This window comes from Parvimonas sp. C2 (genome assembly GCF_035282405.1).
Classification (GTDB): domain Bacteria; phylum Bacillota; class Clostridia; order Tissierellales; family Peptoniphilaceae; genus Parvimonas.
The window spans coordinates 26,767-51,176 of the sequence record NZ_JAYKBP010000004.1 but is presented as its reverse complement, the minus strand read 5'-3'; the positions used below and the strand labels follow the sequence as shown (position 1 = coordinate 51,176).

Annotated in this window: 23 protein-coding genes and 1 other annotated feature; of the genes, 1 reads left to right on the top strand and 22 read right to left on the bottom strand. The window is 27.0% G+C overall.

Going from position 1 to position 24,410, the window contains the following annotated elements; all coding sequences use genetic code 11:
* Positions 1-5: 5 nt before the first annotated feature.
* The 10 genes from cas3 to hrcA form a co-directional block, all read right to left on the bottom strand.
* The gene (gene cas3, locus VJI95_RS06545) at positions 6-2,372 is read right to left on the bottom strand and encodes a CRISPR-associated helicase Cas3' (protein ID WP_324010742.1); all 2,367 of its coding nucleotides are present in this window, start codon (positions 2,370-2,372) and stop codon (positions 6-8) included.
* Between the two features lie 8 nt (positions 2,373-2,380).
* Positions 2,381-3,475, bottom strand: coding sequence for a CRISPR-associated protein Cas5 (cas5, locus tag VJI95_RS06540; protein WP_324010740.1), 1,095 nt, complete (start codon positions 3,473-3,475; stop codon positions 2,381-2,383).
* Positions 3,465-4,364: a type I-B CRISPR-associated protein Cas7/Cst2/DevR gene (cas7i, locus tag VJI95_RS06535; RefSeq protein ID WP_323998444.1), complete on the bottom strand. Its 900-nt coding sequence runs from the start codon at positions 4,362-4,364 to the stop codon at positions 3,465-3,467. Before cas7i ends, cas5 begins: the two co-directional genes overlap by 11 nt.
* A 12-nt stretch (positions 4,365-4,376) precedes the next feature.
* A complete protein-coding gene (cas8a1, locus tag VJI95_RS06530) occupies positions 4,377-5,894 on the bottom strand; it encodes a type I CRISPR-associated protein Cas8a1/Csx8 (protein WP_323998443.1) in 1,518 nt (505 codons plus the stop codon).
* Positions 5,894-6,634 carry a CRISPR-associated endoribonuclease Cas6 gene (cas6, locus tag VJI95_RS06525; protein ID WP_323998442.1) on the bottom strand — a complete coding sequence of 247 codons (741 nt, stop codon included), beginning with the start codon at positions 6,632-6,634 and terminating at the stop codon, positions 5,894-5,896. The genes cas8a1 and cas6 overlap by 1 nt, the downstream gene beginning before the upstream one ends.
* Before the next feature lie 66 nt (positions 6,635-6,700).
* Positions 6,701-7,387, bottom strand: coding sequence for a hypothetical protein (locus tag VJI95_RS06520; RefSeq protein WP_323998441.1), 687 nt, complete (start codon positions 7,385-7,387; stop codon positions 6,701-6,703).
* A gap of 143 nt (positions 7,388-7,530) precedes the next feature.
* Positions 7,531-9,504, bottom strand: a complete 1,974-nt coding sequence (tkt, locus tag VJI95_RS06515; protein ID WP_323998440.1) for a transketolase — start codon at positions 9,502-9,504, stop codon at positions 7,531-7,533.
* 125 nt (positions 9,505-9,629) lie between these two features.
* Positions 9,630-11,450: a molecular chaperone DnaK gene (dnaK, locus tag VJI95_RS06510; protein ID WP_323998438.1), complete on the bottom strand. Its 1,821-nt coding sequence runs from the start codon at positions 11,448-11,450 to the stop codon at positions 9,630-9,632.
* A 17-nt stretch (positions 11,451-11,467) separates the two neighbouring features.
* Positions 11,468-11,998, bottom strand: coding sequence for a nucleotide exchange factor GrpE (gene grpE, locus VJI95_RS06505; protein ID WP_323998437.1), 531 nt, complete (start codon positions 11,996-11,998; stop codon positions 11,468-11,470).
* Positions 11,999-12,013: 15 nt separating this feature from the next.
* Positions 12,014-13,027, bottom strand: a complete 1,014-nt coding sequence (hrcA, locus tag VJI95_RS06500) for a heat-inducible transcriptional repressor HrcA (protein ID WP_324009198.1) — start codon at positions 13,025-13,027, stop codon at positions 12,014-12,016.
* 360 nt (positions 13,028-13,387) lie between these two features.
* Between hrcA and VJI95_RS06495 the strand changes: the two genes are divergently transcribed.
* Positions 13,388-13,816 carry a flavodoxin gene (locus VJI95_RS06495; RefSeq protein ID WP_004833660.1) on the top strand — a complete coding sequence of 143 codons (429 nt, stop codon included), beginning with the start codon at positions 13,388-13,390 and terminating at the stop codon, positions 13,814-13,816.
* 135 nt (positions 13,817-13,951) lie between these two features.
* Here the strand turns inward: VJI95_RS06495 and VJI95_RS06490 are convergent, their stop codons facing one another.
* The 12 genes from VJI95_RS06490 to VJI95_RS06435 form a co-directional block, all read right to left on the bottom strand.
* Positions 13,952-14,677 carry an HAD family hydrolase gene (locus VJI95_RS06490; protein WP_324010738.1) on the bottom strand — a complete coding sequence of 242 codons (726 nt, stop codon included), beginning with the start codon at positions 14,675-14,677 and terminating at the stop codon, positions 13,952-13,954.
* 8 nt (positions 14,678-14,685) lie between these two features.
* Positions 14,686-14,982: a hypothetical protein gene (locus VJI95_RS06485; protein ID WP_324010736.1), complete on the bottom strand. Its 297-nt coding sequence runs from the start codon at positions 14,980-14,982 to the stop codon at positions 14,686-14,688.
* Position 14,983: 1 nt separating this feature from the next.
* A complete protein-coding gene (locus VJI95_RS06480; protein WP_323998429.1) occupies positions 14,984-15,529 on the bottom strand; it encodes a class IV adenylate cyclase in 546 nt (181 codons plus the stop codon).
* A gap of 1 nt (position 15,530) precedes the next feature.
* The gene (locus tag VJI95_RS06475; RefSeq protein ID WP_323998428.1) at positions 15,531-16,220 is read right to left on the bottom strand and encodes a metallophosphoesterase; all 690 of its coding nucleotides are present in this window, start codon (positions 16,218-16,220) and stop codon (positions 15,531-15,533) included.
* Positions 16,221-16,228: 8 nt separating this feature from the next.
* Complete coding sequence (locus tag VJI95_RS06470) at positions 16,229-17,053, bottom strand: patatin family protein (protein WP_324010735.1); 825 nt, start codon at positions 17,051-17,053, stop codon at positions 16,229-16,231.
* Between the two features lie 97 nt (positions 17,054-17,150).
* Positions 17,151-17,708 (bottom strand): NUDIX domain-containing protein, encoded by a 558-nt coding sequence (locus tag VJI95_RS06465; RefSeq protein ID WP_269754958.1) that lies wholly within the window; start codon positions 17,706-17,708, stop codon positions 17,151-17,153.
* Between the two features lie 104 nt (positions 17,709-17,812).
* Complete coding sequence (leuS, locus tag VJI95_RS06460) at positions 17,813-20,224, bottom strand: leucine--tRNA ligase (RefSeq protein WP_324010733.1); 2,412 nt, start codon at positions 20,222-20,224, stop codon at positions 17,813-17,815.
* A 39-nt stretch (positions 20,225-20,263) separates the two neighbouring features.
* Positions 20,264-20,450, bottom strand: a binding site (T-box leader).
* Between the two features lie 49 nt (positions 20,451-20,499).
* Entirely contained in the window at positions 20,500-21,852 is a 1,353-nt protein-coding gene (locus VJI95_RS06455) for an MATE family efflux transporter (protein WP_324010732.1), read from the bottom strand.
* Between the two features lie 9 nt (positions 21,853-21,861).
* The gene (locus VJI95_RS06450; RefSeq protein WP_324010731.1) at positions 21,862-22,746 is read right to left on the bottom strand and encodes an Hsp33 family molecular chaperone HslO; all 885 of its coding nucleotides are present in this window, start codon (positions 22,744-22,746) and stop codon (positions 21,862-21,864) included.
* Positions 22,747-22,813: 67 nt separating this feature from the next.
* On the bottom strand, positions 22,814-23,380 hold the full coding sequence (locus tag VJI95_RS06445) for a GrpB family protein (protein WP_324010730.1): 567 nt from the start codon (positions 23,378-23,380) through the stop codon (positions 22,814-22,816).
* A gap of 124 nt (positions 23,381-23,504) precedes the next feature.
* A complete protein-coding gene (locus VJI95_RS06440; RefSeq protein ID WP_324000300.1) occupies positions 23,505-23,705 on the bottom strand; it encodes a cold shock domain-containing protein in 201 nt (66 codons plus the stop codon).
* Positions 23,706-23,798: 93 nt separating this feature from the next.
* Positions 23,799-24,410, bottom strand: a complete 612-nt coding sequence (locus VJI95_RS06435) for a thymidine kinase (protein ID WP_004833679.1) — start codon at positions 24,408-24,410, stop codon at positions 23,799-23,801.

Below are 24,410 nucleotides of genomic sequence, written 5' to 3'. Positions count from 1 at the left end.
ATCACCTATATAAAACTGTCGTATTCATATTCATAGTCTTTTTTATCGACATCAATTATTTTTTCAAATCCTGTACTGTCTAACAACTTTCCTTCTTCAGAAGTCAATCTGATAAATCCTTTTTCATCATATTTACAATATACTTTGTATAAGTTTATATTTTTTGATATTTCAATTTTCTCTTTTAAATATTTAGTATCATATAAACCGACAGATACAGTATATTTCATAAGTTCATCTAACTTTTTGGTAAATTTTAACTTTAATTCTATTATTTCATCTTCGGATTTGCTACAAAGTAACTTGCTCTTTATATCTTTAAGTTCATTTAATATTGAATTTATCTCATTTTCATTTAAAAGTCCTCTTTCAATATCTACCGGAAAAACATTAAATGATATAATATCTCTAAATGTCTGTTTAGTTTCAGTTTCTATTCCCAAATCTCTTAATGATAGATTAATATAATTATATCTGTCCTTATATTCTTCCCAAAATGCAGACTCCTTTATTTTTTCGAAAGTAAAAAATTCTTTTATTAAATTCTGTTTGTCCTTTTCAGTTAAAATTCCATCACCTTTTTGTTTAATTGCCTCTTTACTTAAATCATAAATTTCTTTATAAATAAATCCTTTTTTTGAATCTTTGTTTTCTTTTATTAAATTTTTATTTATTTCTGTAAAAACATAGCAGTTGTAATCATTAACTTCTTTTTTCCCTTTCCTGTTAACTCTACCAAGCCTTTGAAATAAACCATTTAAATCTGAAAGTTCGGTAAATAAGAAATCAAAATCTATATCTAAACTGGCCTCTACTATTTGCGTTGAAATCCAAATTTCATTTCCTATATTTTCAGTTTTTCCAACTTCTATTATCTTATTTTCTTTTTCATTTCTTTCTTTTTTTATAAATTTACTGTGTAAAATATTTACATTTTCTAATCCCTTTTGTTTTAATTCTGCAAAAACTTCTTGAGATTTTTTTATTGTATTACAAACAACTAAATATTTTTTGTTTTTTGAATTGTTTTTTACATAATGATTATAGATATATTCCGAATTAAGTTCTTCTTCTAATATTTTTACATTATGTCTTTTCATATCATTTGTAAATTCTTTAGTAATAAATTTATATTTTTGCTCCTGTTCGTTCAAATAATCTAAATTTTCCGTAAGCAACAAGTCTTTTATGAAAGGTGGAAAAGTTGCTGTAAATATGGAAACTTTCCCACCTATTTCAATTATATCCTGTATCCCACGAATAAGAGTTGCAAGAAGCTCAGGACTATATGCCTGTATTTCATCTATAACAACTTTTGAATAACTCATCATAGCATTTTTAAATTCAAATCCTTTACTTCTAAAAACAAAATCAAAAATCTGATCAGGTGTTGTTATATTTAAAGGAATAGAAAACTTTTTACTATTTTCGTAATAGGATAAAATTTTATCATTATCTTCACCATCAAAATTCTCAAGATACATACTCAAAGTATCGCTATGCAATAATGCGACCTTTTCTTCGATTTCTTCACCATTACAAATATTATTTATAATCCTGTTATAAATAGAATTTATAGCTGTTTTTAAAGGCAACACAAAAAAGCCTTTGGTATCACCAATCCAATGTAATCCCGCTTCGGTCTTTCCCATTCCGGTCTGTGCAATTACTATTAAATTTTCTTTTTTATTTTCCTTACAAAAATTTTGTAATTCATTCCAATTAGCTTTGTCATCTTCTTTTTTCCAAGTATTTAATAAATTATCCAATCCATTTTCCAAAAAATTAGGATAAAATTCAGCAGGAATATGAGCACTTGCAGAATAATCACATTTATTAAGTAATCCTAAAATTTTTATAAAGTCCATTTGATTTTCTTCATATAAATCTTCAATAATTTCTAAGTTGTTATCTAATTTTTCTTTTTGATTTTTATCTAAATCTGGATAAATATTTAAAAGTCTCTCCAATATCAACTTTCTGTTGTCTTCACAAGTTATATATTCAAAATTATCAATATAATGATGATGATTTAAAATTGCATAAGATGCCAAACTATTCTCATTAAGAAAACTATTAGAAAAATCATTTAATTCAATATACATCATATAATATGACAATATATTATGAGGAACCTCTTTAAACTTATCAAATTTAGTATTATTTTTAAGCCTTTCAGTAAATAAAAAATCTGCCTTACCTACGTCATGGTATATAATTGCTCTTTCTAAAATTTTACTATCTTCAGTATCTACATAATTCAAACTTATAAGTAATTCTAAACATTTTAATAAGTTTTCTGTATGCTTTTCAATAGTTTCATCCGGTTTTGCAAGTGACTCTGCTATAAATCTATTTTTGAAAATTTCCATTTAATCCCCTAAACTAAACTAACAATATAACCATCTTCATCCAAATAAATATTTTTATCTGTGGATTTATTATATTCTTTTAATTCATCAAAATTTATTTTATATTCAGATAAATAACCAACTCTATACTTTTTAAATATTCTTTTACCTTTTTCTATTTTATAATTTTTATTAATAAAATAATTAGTTCCTTTAGTTTTTATCTTATTAACTTTTTTTCTGATGTTTTTAAAAGTTACAATTCCTTTCTCTATTGCTTCAGTATAAATATATCCACTATTATATATAAATTCAATATCATTCGGATTGTCTTCATAGATATTAACAAATTTAACTTCTTCTATATCAACAAAATCTTCACTTCTTCCTAGTGATGTTAAATTGGTTATATTTCTTATAATTTCATCTAATATGCTTTTGTCTGCTCGAATATGAATTACTAAATTAATATCATATAAAACTTCATAATACTTAATAGAATTAACAAGAACTTTATAGAAAGAATCAAAATTATAAGAATCAATATCTTTATTTGACTTATCTTTTCCTAAATTCAAATTAAAATTATCACTATAATCAAATGATATATCTACTCGTTTTATAGATTCGTTTTTTTCTAAGTTAAGTTCAGAAATTCTTCCGTTTATAGCTTCTTCAAATTTATCAAAATCTTTAGTTTTTTTCCCACTTAATTTGTATAACCTAATATATTCTTTAACCTCATCAATATCAATTATATCTATTCTTAGTTTTTTATCAGATTTATTTTTGGATTTGTTTTTTGAGCTTTCTATTCTAGTTATCACTGTATATCCATCATTAAGTATATGTGGGTTTTTAATTTTAACTAAATCATTCCTATCATGTTCAATCTTATTTAAAAAGGATTGATCTCGATAAATTTCTTTCCCTAAGGATTGAAATTTACCTTGAATACTTATATCCATATCTTTGTATTCTTTATAGTTACAAGCATTATGAATTGCACCGATTATGGTTGAATAAGGAGGAAGAGGATAAGTCATTTTATTATCTACAGTCTCCTCTTTTTTATAATTAGCTTTATTTTGATGTAACTTTATCCTTAAAAGTTTATCCTTCATAATAATTTTTTACATCCCCTTTTAACTTTTCAAAAAATTCAGTTATACTTATAGGATTTAACTTTTCCTTTATTTCCTGTTCATTTGCAAAATTTCCACCTTCAATAAATGCCATTTTATAATTTCCTTTATTTAACCTTTCAATCAATTCATCAGTTATGTTTAGTGTACTTTTTCTAACATTTACGACATTATCAAAATAGTGAGTTTTACAGTTTCCAATTCCTCCAAATATCATTAAAGGCTCAGAATTATCAAGATTTCCTTTAACAACTAATGATAAATTTTCTATTGTTTCCAATATTAAATTTACTCTTTCAATTTTTTCAGAAACTTCTGCCTCTGCATTAAAATTTTCATCAACACCAACTTTATCTAAATCGAATGTTATACTGTATTTTTTTAGTGATTTATCAAACTCATATTGATATGGTATAAGTCCTACCTTTTTTGCGTCTTTTTGTAAATTTAATCCTTTATCTTTAGCCCTTATTGATGCTAAATATAAATTGTTGTGAAATCTTGTTTCATTAACAAATTCATCACACGCAACCGCATCTGTTAAATAGAATGAACTTTTTCTTATAACTGTTAAATTATTGGTATTCATATATCCGCCTTCAAGTGCCCTACAATTTGATGCATTCATCTCTTTAGTAACGTCTTTTTGTGCTATTTCATGTACTACAACCTTCAAATCATCATACATTCCACTTTGAGTCATAATTGCATTTTTCATACTTTCTCTACTTCTTGTAGCATAAATTTTACCATTTTTAAAAACTTTTTGTACAGATGATGCATTCCCTAAAGTTTCTCCATAATTTGAAGTAATATTACATACAATAGTAAGTGTTATTCCTAAGTTTTTCTTTTCTTTATTTTCCATTTTTTAATCCTCCTACTTATTTTCGTTATTTCCATTTTTATTATTATCTTCTTTAACACGCAATGCATTTACAAATGTATATGCCACATTTTTATTTTTTTCAAAATCTTTAAATAAATAATATGCAAATTCAAATGTTACAGAGCTATAAGATGAAAGTTGAAGTAATGTTACTGAAAACTTTTCATAATCTTTAAAAGTCAAACAGGAAATTAATTTATTCCTATATGCATCGACTTTTCTAGGTGTATCTATTAATTTATTAACAACTTTTTCTGCACTTTCTTGTGCATTTTTCAAATTAGAATTCATTTGTTTCTCTTCCTTTTCAAATTGCTCTTTTTCTTTTTTGTTATTCACCATAATATCAACTCCTTCATATATTTTTTGGTTTATTCTAATTAATTGACTAATTAAAAAACTATGGTTATCTATTTTGTTTTCTTTGTTATCTTTATTTTTTGGATTACTGCCATCTCTAAGGAGCTTATCAATTAGATAATCCAAATACTTAGTATATAGGATACAATCAATAACTTCATCTAAAACCGGTTCATATTCCTCCGTCCTTAATTTACAAGAACTGTTTATTGCTTTAAAAATATTATCATCTTTCATATCTGAAATTTTCCCAAAAATTTTAATAGCTGAATTTCGTAAAAACATAGTTTCAAAATTTTCTTTTTTGTCATTTTTAATCTGCATATTTTTAGATATTATTTCAACTTCATAATCTAAAAATCTTGAAACATTTTTTATGTCAAAAAATAAATTCAATTTGAAGTTTTTAAAAGTCCCTACGGAATTTTTCTTATCTAAATCCAAATTTTCATCTGTTAAATAATCATTTGATTTTAATAACATATCAGTTGAAAAATTATTATTAATAAAAAACGAACTATCTCCTTTTGAGAACGCAAAAGGAATATAATCAAATTCGCAATAATCTTCAAACACATAGGTATTATAGTCCCAATTGAATGATAAAGATTTTGTTTTTCTCCCTTGATCAACATAGTATCCCAATAACCTACATATTTTTTGTTTCTTTTTTCCTATACAACTTGGATTACAAAATTTTGAATACATTGATTTTGCCCCTTCAAATGTCTTTTTTATTAATTCAAGCTTATTATCAGATATTTTCAATAAAATATTATCCTTGTTTTTTATAGAAATTTCATCATTTTTAAATGTATTCTTCATTATTGTATTCCAAAAACTTTTTAAATTTTTAACTTTTTCTTCATCAAAATCTTCAGAATTCAAAAGATTTTCTAATCTTTTATGATGCATTTTATCCTTAAAATATTCTTCTACAAATTCGTAATATTTCTCTTCATTTTTTGATATATCTATATCATCAAAATTATATAAAAGCACATCTTTTCTTCCATTATATTCTGTTGAATAATTGAGCTTATGATATTTTAGATACCTTATAATTCCAACTGCAGCAGCTGAAAATCTCCAATCGGAAAATTCTAATTTCCTATCATATCCGCTAAAATTCCCTTTTTCTTCTATCATTAAATCATCTCCCAAGATTCTATAAGCTGTAATAGTCCAAAACCGGATGCATTTTTACTTCCGACAGACGAAATCAGCATTTCGTTTAATAAGTTATTATCTGCTTTAATTTCAATTACTCCTAAACTAACGTCTATATATAATCCATAAAAAAGTACAACTGCCTTTTTCATTTCAGAAGTATCAATCTCCATATCATCTATAGAGTTTGAATAACTTGGAAAATGGATTTTTAAATTTTCTTTAAATTTATCAAAAAAATCCTCATCTTCAACAGTTATATGTCTGTCTGTATTATCTTCTCTATTATGTTCACGAATTACAAGAGGAGAACAAAATTTAAATCTTGCACAATTTCCTACAAGCTTTTTTTCATTGACAATTTTAGCATCTGTTAAAACTATAAAATTATTTTCAGAAATTTTAAATTCCTTGTCTTTATATTCTAAAAACGAATTGAAAAAGATAATTCCAACATCTTTTTTTGGAGATTTAAAAGTAATCTCAAAATTATTTTCTCCAACTTCAATTCTGTTAGAAAAAAATTTGGGTTTAAAAAATTTAACTGCCCATGAATATTTTTTTTCATCACTTTTGATATAATCATCCCCAAAAAAATTTTCAAAAAATTCACCATTAGAATAATTTGATACCGCTGTTTTAAAAAATTTAATGCAGAAACGATGATAATCTTTAGGGATGAAATTATTATCTGTTTTAAATTTTAAAACAATTTTCATAACAAACACCTCTCTTTATATTAATTTATTATTTATTATCTTATTTTAATTTCAAATTTTAATATTTTAATCAAATTTCTTAGGTTCATAAATTTTATAATATTTTCCTTTATACTTTATTATATTTTCCTGCTTTTCATATTCATTTGTAGAAGAATCTTTTACTTCTGCTTCGTATAAGTCGGATTTTATTAATAGCTTTCCTTTTTGGTCGTATAATTCAATTTTTTTATCTTTCATTTTAGATACATTTTTAATTTCACTCTTAAAAATTTCTTCAAGAATAGATTTTTCTTTTAGTTCTTTAAAATCACTTACTCCGTTTTCAATCACAATTGTGTATGAAATGCTATAAATATTTTTTGTAGTTTCATAATCATCAAGACTTTTTATTTCAAAAAGTATTATTATTACTATAGAAACTAAACTTATTATATGTTTTATTTTTTCAGATTTCTTTGATATTATGATGAAAAAGATGTCTTCTAGCAAAGCCAAACCCCATACAAATAATGCTATAACTCCCAAATCTACAATAAAAAAGAGTATAATTACTAAAGCAGCAATAATAAAATGAAATAATCCATAATATTTCAAAATCTTTTCAGGATTTTTCATTTTAGGATTTCTCATTAAAATATTATATGCTTCAGAAACATACTCTTTATTTCTAATCTTATAGAACATAAGTCCTATATATACATATCTAGCCAAAATTAAAACCATTAAACCATAAAAAAATAAGTATCTCATTGTTATCCTCCTAGTAATCTTATTAATTTATAACTTAAGATGATTATAACAAATTAAACTAATATATTCAACAATTTAATGAAAATATTTTCATTAAAAAATAACGAAGTTTTTCTTCGCTATTCTTTACAAATTTTTATTATTTAGAATAATTCTTTTTTTATTTTTTCATAAACTGCATCAACTGTAAATCCAAATTTTTCAAATAATAGATTTGCTGGTGCTGATGCTCCAAATGTATCAAGACCTATTGAAATTCCATCTAATCCTACATATTTGCCCCAACCAAATGTTGATAGAGCTTCAATGCTGACTCTCTTTCTGATGTTATTTGGTAATACAGTTTCTTTATATTCTTTACTTTGTTTTTCAAATTCTTCCATACACGGCATTGATACAAGTCTTGTGCAAATATTTTCTTCTAAAAGTTTTTCACAAACTTTATAAGCCAATCCAACTTCTGAACCTGATGCAATAATAATCATTTCAAAGTCTTTTCCAAAGTCTTTTAGAACATATCCACCTTTTAGAGCTTCAGATGAAGTTTCTTCTAAATTAGTCAATTTTTGTCTTGTAAGTGCTAGACAGCTTGGAGTTTTTCTATTCTTTAATGCAGATATCCAAGCATAAGCTGTTTCTTTTGCATCACAAGGTCTATACATTGAAACATTTGGTGTAGATCTGAACATTGCCAAATGTTCTATTGGTTCGTGAGTAGGTCCGTCTTCCCCAACTCCAATGCTATCATGAGTTAAAACATAGATAACTCCTTGATTCATAAGTGCAGAAAGTCTTACAGCAGGTTTTAAATAATCACTGAAAACAAAGAATGTTGCACAATATGGTAAAAGTCCTCCATGTAATGAAATACCATTACAGATAGCAGCCATAGCATGTTCTCTTACTCCAAAATGAATATTCTTTCCACTTCTATTTTCAGGTGAATAGTAGTCAAATTCTTTCATTGTTGATTTATTTGAAGGTCCTAAATCTGCTGAACCTCCAAAAAGATTTGGTAATAATCTAGAAAATCTGTTTAATACAATTCCACTTGATTCTCTTGATGCCATATCTTTATCAAATTCAGTAATTGATGAATCGTTTAAGATTTCTTCGTCAATTTCTTCTTTCATAAACTTTTGGAATAAATCATATTTTTCAGGATATTTAACTTTGTATTCTTCAAGTAATCTTTTCCATTCATCAACAAAAGTATTTTTTCTTTCAACAACTTCTTTCATATATTTTTTAACTTCTTCTGGAACGTAAAAACTTTCTTCATATTCCCAACCAATATTTTTCTTAAATGTTGGAATATTATCTTCTCCTAAAGGTTCTCCATGTGCTGAAGCACTTCCTTGTTTAGTTGAACCATATCCAATTTTTGTCTTTATTTCTATTAATGAAGGTTTATCAGTTAATTTTGCTCTTTCTATTGCTTCTTTAATTTCATTGATATTATTACCATCTGCAACAAAATAAGTATCCCAACCTAGAGCTTCATATCTAGCTCTTACATTTTCGCCAAAAGCAGTTGAAGTATCTCCTTCAATCGTTATATTATTGCTATCGTATAAAACTATAAGTTTTCCTAATTTTAATGTACCTGCAAGTGAAGATGCTTCATTGCTGATACCTTCCATAAGACAGCCGTCTCCAACGATTGAATAAGTATAGTGATCTACTATTTTACAATCGTCAGTATTGAAAATTGAAGCTAAATGACTTTCAGCTAATGCCATACCAACAGCCATTGAAACACCTTGTCCAAGTGGTCCTGTTGTTGCATCTATTCCAGCAGTATGACCATATTCAGGATGTCCCGGAGTCAAGCTGTCAATTTGTCTAAAATTCTTTATATCTTCAATACTAACACCATAATCAAATAAATGAAGTAATGAATATAAAAGCATAGAACCATGTCCTGCTGATAAAATAAATCTATCTCTGTCAAACCAATTTGGATTTTTAGGAGAAATCTTCATACAATCATTAAATAAAGTAAATGCCATTGGTGATGCTCCAAGCGGAAGTCCGGGATGTCCTGACTTTGCTTTTTGAATAGCATCAGCACTTAATGTTCTCATAGTATTAATACATAAATTCTTAATTTCCATATCATTTCCTCACTTAAATATATTATTTTTAAAAACAAACTTAACAAATTAATTATATCAATAAATACATTTTTTTTCAATAGAAAAGGTAGTGCATCACACACTACCTTTTAGAATTTTTTATTCTATTTGTTTTCGTCTTCGTCAACTACTTCATAGTCAGCATCAACTACATCATCTTTCTTTGGTTCTGCTCCTTGTCCTTGTGGGTTAGCATTTTGATATAATTTTTCTGAAATTTTATAGAATTCTTGAGTTAAAGCGTCATTCTTTGCTTTAATGTCTTCTACATTGTCAGTTGTTATTGCTGATTTTAAATCTTCTAATTTTGCATTAACTGCAGATTTTTCATCTTCTGAGATTTTTCCTTCTAAATCTTTCAAAGTTTTTTCAGTTTGATAGATTAAAGATTCAGCATTATTTTTAGTTTCTACAACTTCTTTTTTCTTCTTATCTTCTTGAGCAAATTGTTCTGCTTCTCTTACTTTCTTATTAATTTCATCTTCAGATAATTTTGTTGATGCAGTAATTGTAATCTTTTGTTCATTTCCTGATCCTAAATCTTTAGCATGAACATTTACAATTCCGTTAGCATCTATATCAAAAGTAACTTCAATTTGTGGAACTCCTCTTGGAGCGGCAGGAATACCTGTTAATTGGAATCTTCCTAATGTTGTATTATCATGAGCAAATTCTCTTTCACCCTGTAAAACGTGAATATCTACTGCTGTTTGTCCATCTGCAGCTGTTGAGAATATTTGACTCTTCTTTGCAGGAATAGTTGTATTTCTTTCGATTAATCTTGTCATTACACCACCCATTGTTTCGATACCTAATGACAATGGAGTTACGTCTAATAATAGTAAATCTTTAACTTCTCCTGTTAAAACACCACCTTGAATTGCAGCACCAATGGCAACACATTCATCAGGGTTAATGTCTTTTTGTGGATCTTTTCCAATTAATTTTTTAACAGCATCTTGTACTGCTGGAATTCTTGTTGAACCACCAACTAAAAGAACTTTATCAATTTCAGATGCAGTAAGTCCTGCATCACTTAATGCTTCTCTAACTGGAACTAATGTTTTATCAATCAAGTCTGAAGCTAATTCTTCGAATTTTGCTCTCTTAATATCCATATTTAAATGAACTGGAGCTCCATCAACAGCTGTAATGAATGGTAAGTTTACATTTGTAGTCATTGTTGTTGAAAGTTCTTTCTTAGCTTTTTCAGCAGCATCTTTTAATCTTTGCATTGCTGTTACATCTTTGCTTAAATCAATACCATTTTCTTTTTTGAATTCAGAAATCATATAGTTCATTAAAACTTCGTCGAAATCATCTCCACCAAGTCTATTATTACCTCTTGTAGATAATACTTCGAAAACTCCATCTCCAATTTCCAAAATAGAAACGTCAAATGTACCACCACCAAGGTCAAATACCATTATTTTATGTTGTTCAGTATCTTTATCCATTCCATAAGCTAGTGCTGCTGCTGTTGGTTCGTTAATAATTCTTTTAACATCTAAACCAGCAATCTTTCCAGCATCTTTTGTAGCTTGTCTTTGGCTATCTGTAAAGTAAGCAGGCACTGTAATTACAGCTTCTGAAACAGTTTCTCCTAAATAACTTTCAACATCTGATTTAATTTTTTGTAAAATCATTGCAGAAATTTCTTCTGGGCTATATTCTTTATCATCTATTTTTACTTTGTAGTCTGTACCCATTTCTCTCTTAATAGAAGTTATAGTTCTTCCTGCATTTGTTATTGCTTGTCTTTTTGCAGTTTCTCCTACTAATCTTTCTCCATTTTTTGCAAATGCAACAACTGAAGGAGTAGTTCTATTTCCTTCTACGTTTGCAATAATTGTTGGTTCTCCACCTTCCATAACAGCAACTGCTGAGTTTGTTGTACCTAAATCAATACCTATAATTTTTGACATAATCTTTTCCCTCCTAATTATTCACTAACTTTAACCATACTTGGTCTAATTACTTTATCTTTAATTTTATATCCTTTTTCAAAGGTTTCTAATACGATGCCACTGTCTACTCCATCTTTACTTTCAGTCATAACTGCATTATGCAGATTAGGATCAAAAACAGCACCATCACTTTCTATTTCCTCAACCATTTCAGTTTTTAAAATTGACTCAAACTGTTCTTTAATCATAACAAAACCTTTAACAGTCTCATCTTCTACATTTACATGAGTAAAAGCTCTGTTAAAATTATCTAAAACTGGTAACAATTTTAAAATTAAACCTTCATTTGCAAGGATAATAGAATTTGATTTTTCTCTTTCTGTTCTGTTTTTATAATTAACAAAATCAGCTTGAAGTCTTAAAAGTTGATTTTTTAATTCTTCAATTTCTGAATTTAATTTTTCTTCAACTTCATCAGAAGAGTTTTGTTCTAAATCTTTTTCTTCTACTTCTTCAGTAGTCTCTTCTTTAATTTCATCATCTATTTCTTTTTTGCTTTTTTTCAACTATTTCGCCTCCCGTCATTTTAAAATATCTCTAATTCTATCATTTAAACTTAACATAGCTGATATTATCTTTTCATAATCCATCCTAGTAGGTCCAATAACCGCTATTTTTCCTTTGCTACCGTCTCCAAGATTATAAGATGTTGCAACTATTGTATTTTCATTTAAAAAGTCTTTATTATTTTCACTTCCTATACTTACATATATTTCATCTCCACTGTAACTTAAGAATAAATCCTCAAGTTCATTTTTATCCTCTAGGAAATGAATTAGTTCTTTGGCTTTATTCAAATCTCGATATTCAGGAAAATTAAATATATTAGAAATTCCTTCAAGCTCAATATTAGATTTTTCAGTCTTTGAAATCTCTTTACCTATTAAATCAGAAATCTCAGTTATAAAAGGAATTTTTGAAACAAAAGTAAGTTTTAAATACTCTAGTCTTTCGTTCAAATCTGATACTTTAATATTAATCAAATATTTTTTTAAATAGAATATAAGCTCTTGTAAAATTTCTATGCTAAACTCTGTTTCTGAATCAAATACAGTATTAATTACCTTTCCTGTATCAAAAACTAAAACTAAAACATAACAATTTCCGCTTATATTGATAACGTCAATACTCTTAACGGAACAATCCATATAATCTGTAATCATTGTAGCTGTGATACATTCCGTTACCTCTGAAATTATCTTTGCAGATTCTTTAAAAATTTTATTTTTTTCATTGATATGTTTTGATAAAATGTCAATTCCATACATATTTTTTGAAATCTCATCAAAATGTGAAGACAATAAATAGTTAACATAATGTCTATATGCCTTATCTGACGGAATTCTACCTGAAGAAGAATAAGCTTTGTTTAAAAAACCTAATTCTTCCAAATCGCTCATCTCATTCCTTACTGTCGCCGAACTAACTCCCATATCATATTGTTTTGAAATTGTACGAGAACCAATCGGCTCTGATGTGCTGATATAACTATCTATTATGGCATATAAAATCTTCAATTTTCTATCATCAAGCATTTTATCACCTCTTTTTAGCACTCATTCTCTTAGACTGCTAACAATATTATATTACTATTATTCCCCTATGTCAAGTTTTAAAACAATTTTATTAAAAAAATTTTTTAATAGCTATTTTTCTAAATAATTTAAAGATATTTTACTAACTTATATAATGAAGTAATCTATTTATCATATAAATTATAATGCAAAAATATTGTAAATGGTTGACAAATTTTTAGATTATTGTTATTATTATCTTGTAGAAATTGTTATTAAGTTTAAAATATTTATTTTAAATTTAATTATGATTCATGTTGTATCATTTATAGATACAATAAATTTTTACTTTGTTATTCAAAATTTAAGGAGGACTTTTAAATGAAAGTAGCAGTTGTATATTGGTCAGGTACAGGTAATACTGAAAAAATGGCTGATTGTATCGCCGAAGGAATTGAGAATGCAGGTTCTGAAGTTGAAGTAATCTTCTGTGACGATTTTGGAGCAGATATGTTAAATGATTATGACTTAGTTGCATTTGGTTGCCCAGCAATGGGAGATGAAGTTCTTGAAGAATCAAGCTTTGAACCAATGTTCGAAGAAGTTGAAGAAGAATTAAATGGTAGAAAAATCGCTTTATTCGGATCTTATGAATGGAATGAAGGACAAAAATGGATGAAAGACTGGAAAGTTAGATGTGAAGGAGTTGGAGCTAAAATTGTAGCTGAACCACTTTGCGTATATGATTGTCCTACACCAGAAGATGAAGATGATTGTGTAGCATTCGGAGAAAAGATAGCTAAAGCATAATTAAATAAGAACCCCCCACCCTTCCACGATGCTTCGCATCGGGTGGGTACCCGGGACCCTTGTTACTTTGTAATAAAAAACAAAAAGTAGCCAATGTGCTACTTTTTTTATGTTCTTAATATTAAAAATTATAATTTATAAAGTTGTTACATCTGCTTTCAATTTATAAATAACATCTTTTCTCTCTACTATTATATTTACTTTTTTTGAAAGTTCTTCATCATTTTTTATTCTTTGCAATAATTTGTTTGACGGATTAATTGTATAAGCATTACCGAATCTTCTAAGCATTGATAAGTCTCCCGTTGTATCTCCATAGGCATAAGATTTTTCGATATCTATATCATATTTTTCAATGATTTCATTACAGACTTCATCTTTTCCTTCGCTATGCCACATTGGTACAATTTCTCCGGTAAATTTTCCATCTTCATCATATAAATATTTTGTTGCTCTAAATTCTGTAACATCGTATTTTTCAGCCATTTCCTTAACCAAAAAATCAGGACTGCCTGAAATAAAAAAGATTAGATGCCCATTAGATCTATGAAATTCCAATTGATTTCTTGAGAATACATAAACTCTTTCAAATACTTTTTTAATTGATTGTTCTGCAATAAATTTATTATATCGTATATCAAATCCTTTTAAATCACTTCTATATTTTTCTGAAAGTGCTTCAATATAGGCATCATAAGCCCCATATCTATTAACATATTCCATATATAACTGTTTTACATTATCTACCCAAACACTTTCATCTAAAATCTCATATTTTATAAGTCTTTTGAAATGTTCAATCATAAGAGATTCTCTAGCGATAGTTCCGTCAATATCAAAAAACGCAGCAATATTACCCATATAAACACCTACTTTCTCTTAAAATTCATAAGTATTAAAGCAAAAAATAGTGAAACAACACCACTTGTACCTATAATCATTGCATAGTATAGTGAATTTATACCTCTTGCAGTCAAAATATTTGTCCATCCATCTGCTAAGAATACAGTTCCAACTATAATTAAAATAAATGCAGGAATAAATTTAATAAATCTATTTTTCAATCTACTAAGCAAATATGTTAAAAGCATTCCAGTAAATATTGCAAGTAAAACTATAAGCACTGATGTTCTTTTTTTCACCAAAATTTCTAATAATCCTTTCATATTAACTCCTATTTTTTAATTCTTCCTTAAGCTCAGGTAAAGATTTAAGGCAAATATCCCCCTCACTTATTTCTAATAAATTCAAAACTTCACACAAATCATCATAATTGGAAACTTCAATCTCCATATATGGATTAGGATAAACTTCTTTATCCCATATATCAATATCAATATGTGCATTTCTTAATGTATATGATGTTCTAAATTTTTTCTCTATATCAAGTTTATCATATCCTAAAAAATTTAATATTTTTAACATCTCTTCACTACTTTTCAAAGAAACATTATATTCGTTAAATTCTCTTAAAAACTTATTTTCTCTATGTTCTTTATATGTTAATTCAGAATTAATTTCTTTTCCGTTTTTATCTAAAAATTTTCTAATTCTCAAAAAACTTCCCTTGGGAATGCAATCAAATTTTGAAGATGTAAGTCTTATATTTTCTTGATTTTCACTTTTCAAAAATTTTGCCCCTAAATTTTCCAATTTGGATTTAACTTCTTCAACATCTATATTTAAAATTTTAACTTCTAATTCTTTCTCCATTTTATCTCCTAATAAGTCTTGGGATAAATTTTAAGTAATCTGCAGAAATACAATGAAATTCTATTCCATCAACCACTTCATCCACAACATTATTCAAAGAATATGCATGTAAATGTCCATATAAAACAATTTTTATATTATGTTCTTTAACGAATAATCCAAAGTCATTCAAAGTCCTATCTTTTTCTACTGGTGGATAATGAAAAAGACAAATTATTTCCTTTTCCTTATTTTTAACAGAATCATAACTTAATTTTAATCGCATGAGCTCTCTATTATATATTTTTCTATCTGTATCTTCAGAAAATTCAGAAGATTTTGGAGAGACCCATCCCCTTGTTCCAATAAATACATATTTTTCCGTTTCAAAACTATTATTCTGTAAAAAGAACATATTTTTTAAATTTAATTCTCTTATTTTATTAAGACTACTCCACCATAAATCATGATTGCCCTTTAAAAAAATTTTCTTTCCGGGAAGACTTTCAATTCTCTTTAAATCATTATAAGCCTCTTCAATTTTTAAAGCCCAAGAAATATCTCCGGGTACAACGACATAATCATCATCTTTTACAATTTCTTTCCAAGCCTTAAACATTCTTTCTTCATAATTTTCCCAAGCGGAGCCAAAAACCTCCATTGACTTATCTCCAGTATAATCTAAATGCAAATCAGATAAACCGTATATCATTCTATCTCCTAAACAAATTTTTTAACCTTTTCAATACTTTGACTTGCAACCATATATCCTTCCTTATATAAATCTACAACATCTTGCATATTAGTTGTAAATGATTTGAATTTCAAAGGATTAACTGGTGCAAAAACTAATGCTTTTTCCTCTTTTTCTAGATTATCTACTAAATCCATAGTTTCATTATATTTATCTTTTTCATTTTCCATTGATTCAATAAATTTAGGATAATCTTTATAAGCAAATCTTACTCTATCACTAACATCTGAACTCTCTCTTCTATAGCCTCTATTTCTAGTTAACAAAATTACAAACTTTTCATAACCTTTTTCAATTGCTCTCTCAAGTGGATTACTATTATACATCCCTCCATCAAAATAAGGAATTCCATCAATCATTACAAATTTTGCCATATCCGGAAGAGAAGATGATGCCATTATTTTATCAACCATATCTGAAGTGTTTTTTGCATCTCTAGCTGAAAAAAATTTATAACTGCCATCAATCAAAGAAGTTACCCCCGCTTCAAAATCTCCCACTAAATTTTTATCAAATTCAGGAAAATTAAAAATACTATTAACTGTTGATTTCAAATCAATAGGCTCAGAAGAATTCTTTAATAATTCCATATTTTTCAAAAACTCTTGAAACAATTTATTAACATCAAATTCTATTCCACTAAAAAATTCAAAGCCTGTAATAGCTCCGGCAGATACTCCTACAATATATGGAAATTTAATTCCATTTTCTTTAAAGCAGTCTAAAACTCCTTTTAAAAAAGCTCCTCTCATTGCTCCGCCTTCAATAACTAATGCAACTTTATTATTCATAAAACACCTCACATCATATTAATTATATTTATTATTTTACCATAAAATCAAAAAATATACAAAAAAGTAAGTCTACTAAATTTAATTAATTTTACAATTAATTAAAACATTTATATATATTTAAAATTTCTTTTACATAATTTAAAACGGGTAGCTCTCTATTTAAAATCAGCTTCCCCAGTTTTGTATTTGAACATTTTTTATACTCCTCTATAGCATCTTCAAATGTCAATTTAAGTGTTGATAATTTAAAACTCTCAATTTCTTCAGTTGTAAGATTTCTATCTCCAAACGATTCTATTTTACAAAAATAGTAATTATTAATATTATGTCTATGGATAAGGTTATAATAGTCACTTACAACTCCTATTTTACAAATAATCTCAACTTCTACTCCTAATTCTTCCCTTAATTCTCTTCTGACAGCAGATTCTAAATTTTCATTTAATTCAACTCCACCACCTGCAGTTTCAATAAGAGTAGCTTTGCCAAAGTCATCATCTCTATGAACTCTAACAAAGTAAAAATAATTTGAGTCATCAACAACAATTGCTCTGACAATTTGTCTATTATGATCAATATATTCCTTATTCCATTCATCATCTTGAAGTTCTAAATCCAATTCCGGTATATCTATATTTGTTTTATACTTCATTTTCAAACCTCCTTGATTAAATAAAATTTTTAATCATATCAATTATATTATATAAATTATAACAAAAAAAGATATGCAATTAAATACATATCTTTCTTTCATTACTATTTAACAACTATATTACAAATTTTTCCCGGAACAAAAATTTCTTTTACAACAGTTTTTCCTTCTGTAAATTTTTTAACATTTTCGTTGTCATAAAGTGCTTCTTTAAATTCTTCAAATCCTGCATCTTTTGGAATCATTAATGTTGTTCTTACTTTTCCATTTATTTGAATTGGCATTTCAACTTCATCATCAATTGTTTTAGCTTCGTCATATTTTGGCCAAGTTTGTTCAAAAATATATCCTCCAAAATTCATTTCTTCCCATATTTCTTCAGTTATATGTGGAGAAACTGGATTTAATAGAATTAAGAATACTCTCAAATCTTCTCTTGAAATTTCTTTTGCTGAGTTAAACTCATTAATCAAAGTCATAAGAGCTGCTATTGCAGTATTAAATTTAAGACTTTCAAAATCTTCTGATACTTTTTTAATAGTCTTATGAATTGATTTTTCTAATGATTTTGTCATTTCTTCGGATGAGTTTGTAATTTCTTGTAATTTCCAAACTCTGTCTAAGAATTTTCTACAACCATTAATTCCACCATCAGACCAAGATGCGCTTCTTTCAAAATCTCCTAAGAACATTTCATAACATCTCAATGCGTCTGCTCCGTATTTGTCAATCATTTCATCCGGATTTACAACATTTCCTCTTGACTTAGACATTTTTTCTCCATTTTCTCCAAGAATCATTCCGTGAGAAGTTCTTTTGAAATATGGTTCTTTTGTATCAACAACACCTATATCATAAAGGAATTTATGCCAAAATCTTGAATATAACAAGTGCAATGTAGTATGTTCCATGCCACCATTATACCAGTCAACTTGATTGAAATATTTTAAGGCATCTTTTCCAACAAGATTTTCTTTATTATGTGGATCCATATATCTTAAATAATACCATGAAGACCCTGCCCATTGTGGCATTGTATCAGTTTCTCTCTTTGCCCTTTCTCCACATTTTGGGCAAGTACAATTTACGAATTCATCAATTTTTGAAAGTGGAGATTCTCCTGTTTCTGTTGGTTCAAATGATTCAAGTTCAGGAAGTTTTAAAGGTAATTCTTCTTCAGGAATTGCAACCCAACCACATTTTTCACAATTTATCAAAGGAATCGGTTCTCCCCAATATCTTTGTCTTGAAAAAACCCAATCACGAAGTTTAAAGTTTGTCTTTTTATTTCCAATACCAAGTTTTGATAAATATTCAAAAATCTTTTCTTTTGCTTCTTTAACTGAAAGTCCGTTTAGAAAATCCGAATTAACCATAATTCCACTATTAGTATCCGTATAGGCTTTTTCTTGTACATTTTCCCCACCACTAACAACTTCAACAATGTCTAAACCAAATTTTTTTGCAAAATCAAAATCTCTCGTATCATGTGCAGGTACTGCCATAATTGCTCCGCTTCCATAAGTCATTAGGACATAATCGGAAATGAAAACAGGAATTTCTTTTTTAGTACAAGGATTGATTGCAGTTATCCCGTCAATTTTAACTCCCGTCTTATCTTTATTCATTTCAGTTCTTTCAAATTCAGATTTCTTTTGAACTTCTAAAATATATTTTTCTATTTCTTCTTTATTCTTTATTTTATCTTCATATTTTTTAAGTAATGGATGCTCACAAGATATAACCATATAAGTTGCACCAAAAATTGTATCAGGTCTTGTAGTATATACCAAAATTGTATCATCAATATCTTTAATTTGGAATTTAACTTCCATTCCATAACTTCTGCCAATCCAATTTATTTGTTGAGTTTTAACTCTGTCAATAAAGTCAACTTCTTCAAGGTCATCAATAAGTCTGTCTGCATATTCAGTTATTTTTAACATCCATTGATTTTTAACTTTATGAATAACTTCACTACCACATCTTTCACAACAACCTCCAACAACTTCTTCATTTGATAACCCTACTTTACAAGAAGTACAGAAATTTATTGGCATTTCCATTTTATATGCAAGTCCTTTTTCAAACATCTTCATAAAAATCCATTGTGTCCATTTGTAATACTCAGGATCTGTCGTATTTATTTCTCTATCCCAATCAAAAGAAAATCCGATACTCTTTAATTGTTTTTTAAAATTTTCAATATTATTTTTTGTTACAACTTCAGGATGAATTTTATTTTTCATCGCATAGTTTTCAGTTGGTAAACCAAAAGCGTCCCAACCCATTGTAAATAATACATTTTGTCCTTCAAGTCTTCTTTTTCTACTTACAACATCCATTGCAGTATATGGTCTTGGATGACCTACATGAAGTCCTTGACCTGATGGATAAGGAAATTCTATCAAAGGATAGAATTTTTCTTTATCATTAATTTCACATTTAAAAGGTTTCTTTTCATCCCAAATATCTTGCCATTTTTTTTCAATATTTTTCGGATTATAATTTTTCATAGCATTCCTCCATTCACAACAAAAAAAACTTCCGCCTCACAAAGAGACGAAAGTATAAATTCCGTGGTACCACTCTAATTAGTATTAAACTCACTCTAAGATTATAACGTAATCAACGGCTTTTGCATTTTATGAATAAGTTCAATACATCAAAATATTATTTTTCACCAAACAATAACTCTCTAAAAATTTGAATATATTTACTACTTTCAATCAAAAATTTTCTAAAATATAACAAAGATATAATACCATACTTTTTATTTTTTTTCAACACATTATAACTTAAAATCAAAGTTTTCCTTTATAAATTTCTTAAAAAATATATAATTTAGCATTCCCTTTAAAAAAGTACAAAAAGAAATTACAGCCCATATATAAACTATATCTAATTTTAGATAGAAAACTAAATAAGCAAGGGGAATTCTTAATGCATTTGAAAATGTGCTTATCACTGTCGGCGTTTTTGTGTTTTTAAGTCCATTAAACATTCCTGAAATTCCAATTTCAAGTGCTAAAAATATCTCTGAAAAGGCTAAAACTTTCAAATAACTAACACCCATTCTAATTGTATTTAAGTCATCTCTTATAAATAATCTAATTATATAATCTGATGAAAAAAACAAAAAGAATGAACAGAATACTCCAATTCCTAAAATTATTTTAAGTCCTTTTTTATATCCGGAAGCTATATTTTCATAATTTTTAGCTCCGAAATTTTGTGCTATTAAAGCACAAAGTGCAATGGAAAAACCTTCAACAGTCATCCAGTTTATAGCTTCAATCTGTACAGCAACATTTTCTGCAGCAACTGCATTTTCCCCCCAATTTGCTATTATTCTAAGTAAAATAGTTGAAATAAAGGCAAAAATACAAGATTTAAAAGCAGTTGGAACTCCAAGCCTTAAAACTTCTTTAAATGTAGCATTGTTAAAATTTTTAACTAAATTGATTCCTTTAAGAATTTTCCCGTCTAAAATTGAAAATATTATAAAAATAAATGTAACAATAAGTTGAGATAAAGTTGTAGCAATAGCTGCTCCACTAACCCCAAATTCCGGTAATCCAAAATATCCATAAATTAAAATGGGATCCAAAACTATATTTATTATAAGTCCGATTGAATTTGCTATAAAAGGAACCTTACTATTTGCAGAACCATTAAATACCCCTGAAAATAGTGGATTTAAAAAAGTAAAAGGAAGTCCTAATAATACAATCTTCAAATAGCTATTTGCAAGTGAAATTACCACTTCACTTTTTATATTAAAAAATTTAATTACATCAAGTCTAAAAATATATAAGATTATTCCAAATGTTATAGACATAAATAAATTTATAGCAACGGAAGTATCAATATATTTTCTGAATTGTTTATCATCCCTTGAACCTACACTATAGGCAACACCTATTTCTATTCCAGTTTTTGAAACTAAAACCAAGGAATTTGCAAACCACATAATAAATGCAACAATTCCTACTCCAGCAATTGCTTCAGTTCCAAGCTTTCCAACCCAAAATGTGTCCATTAAAGTGTAAGACATTTGAATAAATGAAGTTGTCATTATCGGAATAGACATCATTACTAAATTTCTATAGATTCTATTATCTAATAAATTTATTTTTTTCATAAATAATTCCTAAAGTTTTTTTAATAAATTTTTTATATGTTCAATACTTTTCTTGTACTTCTTATCGCAAAAATTACAAGAAATTTCAATATCTTTTCTATCTTTAACTATATCATTAAGCTCTTTTTTACCTAAACCCAACAACATATTATCAATCTTTTCATCACTGCAATTACATTTATAGCGAATGATTTTTTCCTCGATAACTCTAATATTAAAAATCTTCAAAATAGAAACAATATAATCATAAAAACTCATATCATCAGTTTTTGAAACAAGATAATTTTCAAGTTCTGTCTTAAACATATCTGAATAGATTTTAAATTGTGATAAATCTTTTTCAGTATAATTAGGTAATAACTCCATCATAAATCCAAAAGAAATATAATCATCTTCAACCTTTTTAACCTGTAAATCAATAGAGGTAACAGTTTGATTTGAGACACTGAAATAATTAGTAAAATTTTCACTAATATCTGAAGAAATTATGCTTGTTTGTCCAACATAAGGAGCTTTAAGCCCTAAATCCTTTATCAAAACAAGTATTCCTTTATCACCTATAAAATCTTTTGAAAATTTTCCTTTTTCATAGATTTTATCATATTTACTTAAGTTTTTATTTTCTAAATATCCTGTTATGAATGAGTTATTGTATAATTTTGAAATTATAAGACCACATTCTCCATTTGTCTTTAACTTCAAGTCAATAGAGTCAGTATCATTCTTTAAATCAGAATAAAGCAAAGCATTCATCGTTAAAACTTTTCCCATTTCAATATTTGAACTGACAGAACTCTTTTGTAATTTTTCAAAATCTTTTATTATATCATCTGTAAAAGCAAAGAAAAATCTCATTGAATTATGTTCATCAATACATCTTAATATTTTTGCCATAAAAACTCCTTAATATTAATCTTACATAAAATTATATACTAAAATTTTAAAGAAATCAATTGATAAATTAATATCTTTTACCATATTTTTTCTTCGCAATTTCAGTATATTTTTTAATAAATTCTCCTTTTGATTCTGTATAAGCATCTCGATTATGTTCAAATTTTTCCCATAGAGATAATTTAAGTTTTTCATACTCTTTTGCAATTTCAGAATTTTCAAATAAATAATCTCTAAAATACAATTCATCATTGTCTCCGACTAATCTTATATGCAAATGAAATACTTTTTTAGCAAATCCTTTTTCAGTATATCCTTTATTCAGAGAAATTCTCTTTTCATCTTCACTCATACAAAGCCAATTATTTTTTAATAATATATCCTTTACAAATTGTAAATCTTCATTATTCTTAATCTCTAAAAGAATATCCACAATATTTTTTGCCCATATTATAGGAATATATGTACTTCCTATATGCGAAATTCTGTAAATTTTTTCATTTGGAATTAAAAATAAAATATTTGCTTTTTCATCTTTATACCAAGTTTTCCATTCATCATTATGTTCAACAAGAAATATTGGAAAAATTTCCCACAATTCCTCTAAACTCATCTCATATAATTTTTTACTCATAAAATATCCTTTTAATTAAATTTAAAAAATCTCCCAAATAGGAGATTTTACTTCTTGATTAATATTAATATAATAACATACTTAAGTATGTTTAAATTGAATTTTCTCTTAAGAAAAGACAATCTTATAACTTAACAACACCAGAAGCTTGAGGACCTTTAGCGCCGTCAACTATTTCAAATTCAACAGCTTGTCCTTCATCTAAAGTTCTAAATTCACCAGTTTCTTCTAATGCTGAATAATGTACAAATACATCTTCTCCATCTTCAGTAGAAATAAATCCAAATCCTTTAGCTGCATTGAACCATTTTACAGTTCCTTTCATATCCTTCTAATCCTCCAATACTATAGGAAATATGTAGTAAATTATTACTACCTTCATACTATAACATAATTAAAAAAATAAAGCAAGTAAAATTTATTCATCTTCTAGCATACTTAATTGATTTTCCATTTGTTTTCTGATTTTTTCTTTTTCATAATAACATTTTCTACAAAGAGGCTCATAACTTTCTGCAGCTCCAAGTTTTATTCTTTCATCATCATGTGTTTTTCTGTAACTAACCCAAGCATCAACACCACAATTTGCACAAACCGCATGATGTTTATATAGATAATCAGCTCTTGGCATTAACTCTTTTACTAACTCAAAAGGTTCAGCTTTAAAGTCCATGTCAAGACCTGCAAGAACAACAGTAAATTCATTTTCTAAAAATAAATTTAAAGTTTCAACAATCTTATTAATATCTCCCTTGATGAATTGTACTTCATCAATTCCTATAATACTTGCAGTACTCGTCTTCATATATTCTATAATTTCATCAATATTTTCAACCGGAATAGCTCTCATTTTATTATTATCATGAGTAACTATTTCTTTATCTGCATATCTATTATCAAATTTTGGCTTAAAGACTACAGTTTCATATTTTGCAATTTCAAATCTATTTAAGTCTTTCCATAAACTTGAAGTCTTTCCCGAGAACATACTTCCAGTATGTAAAATTAATTTACCTTTATATTGATGCAT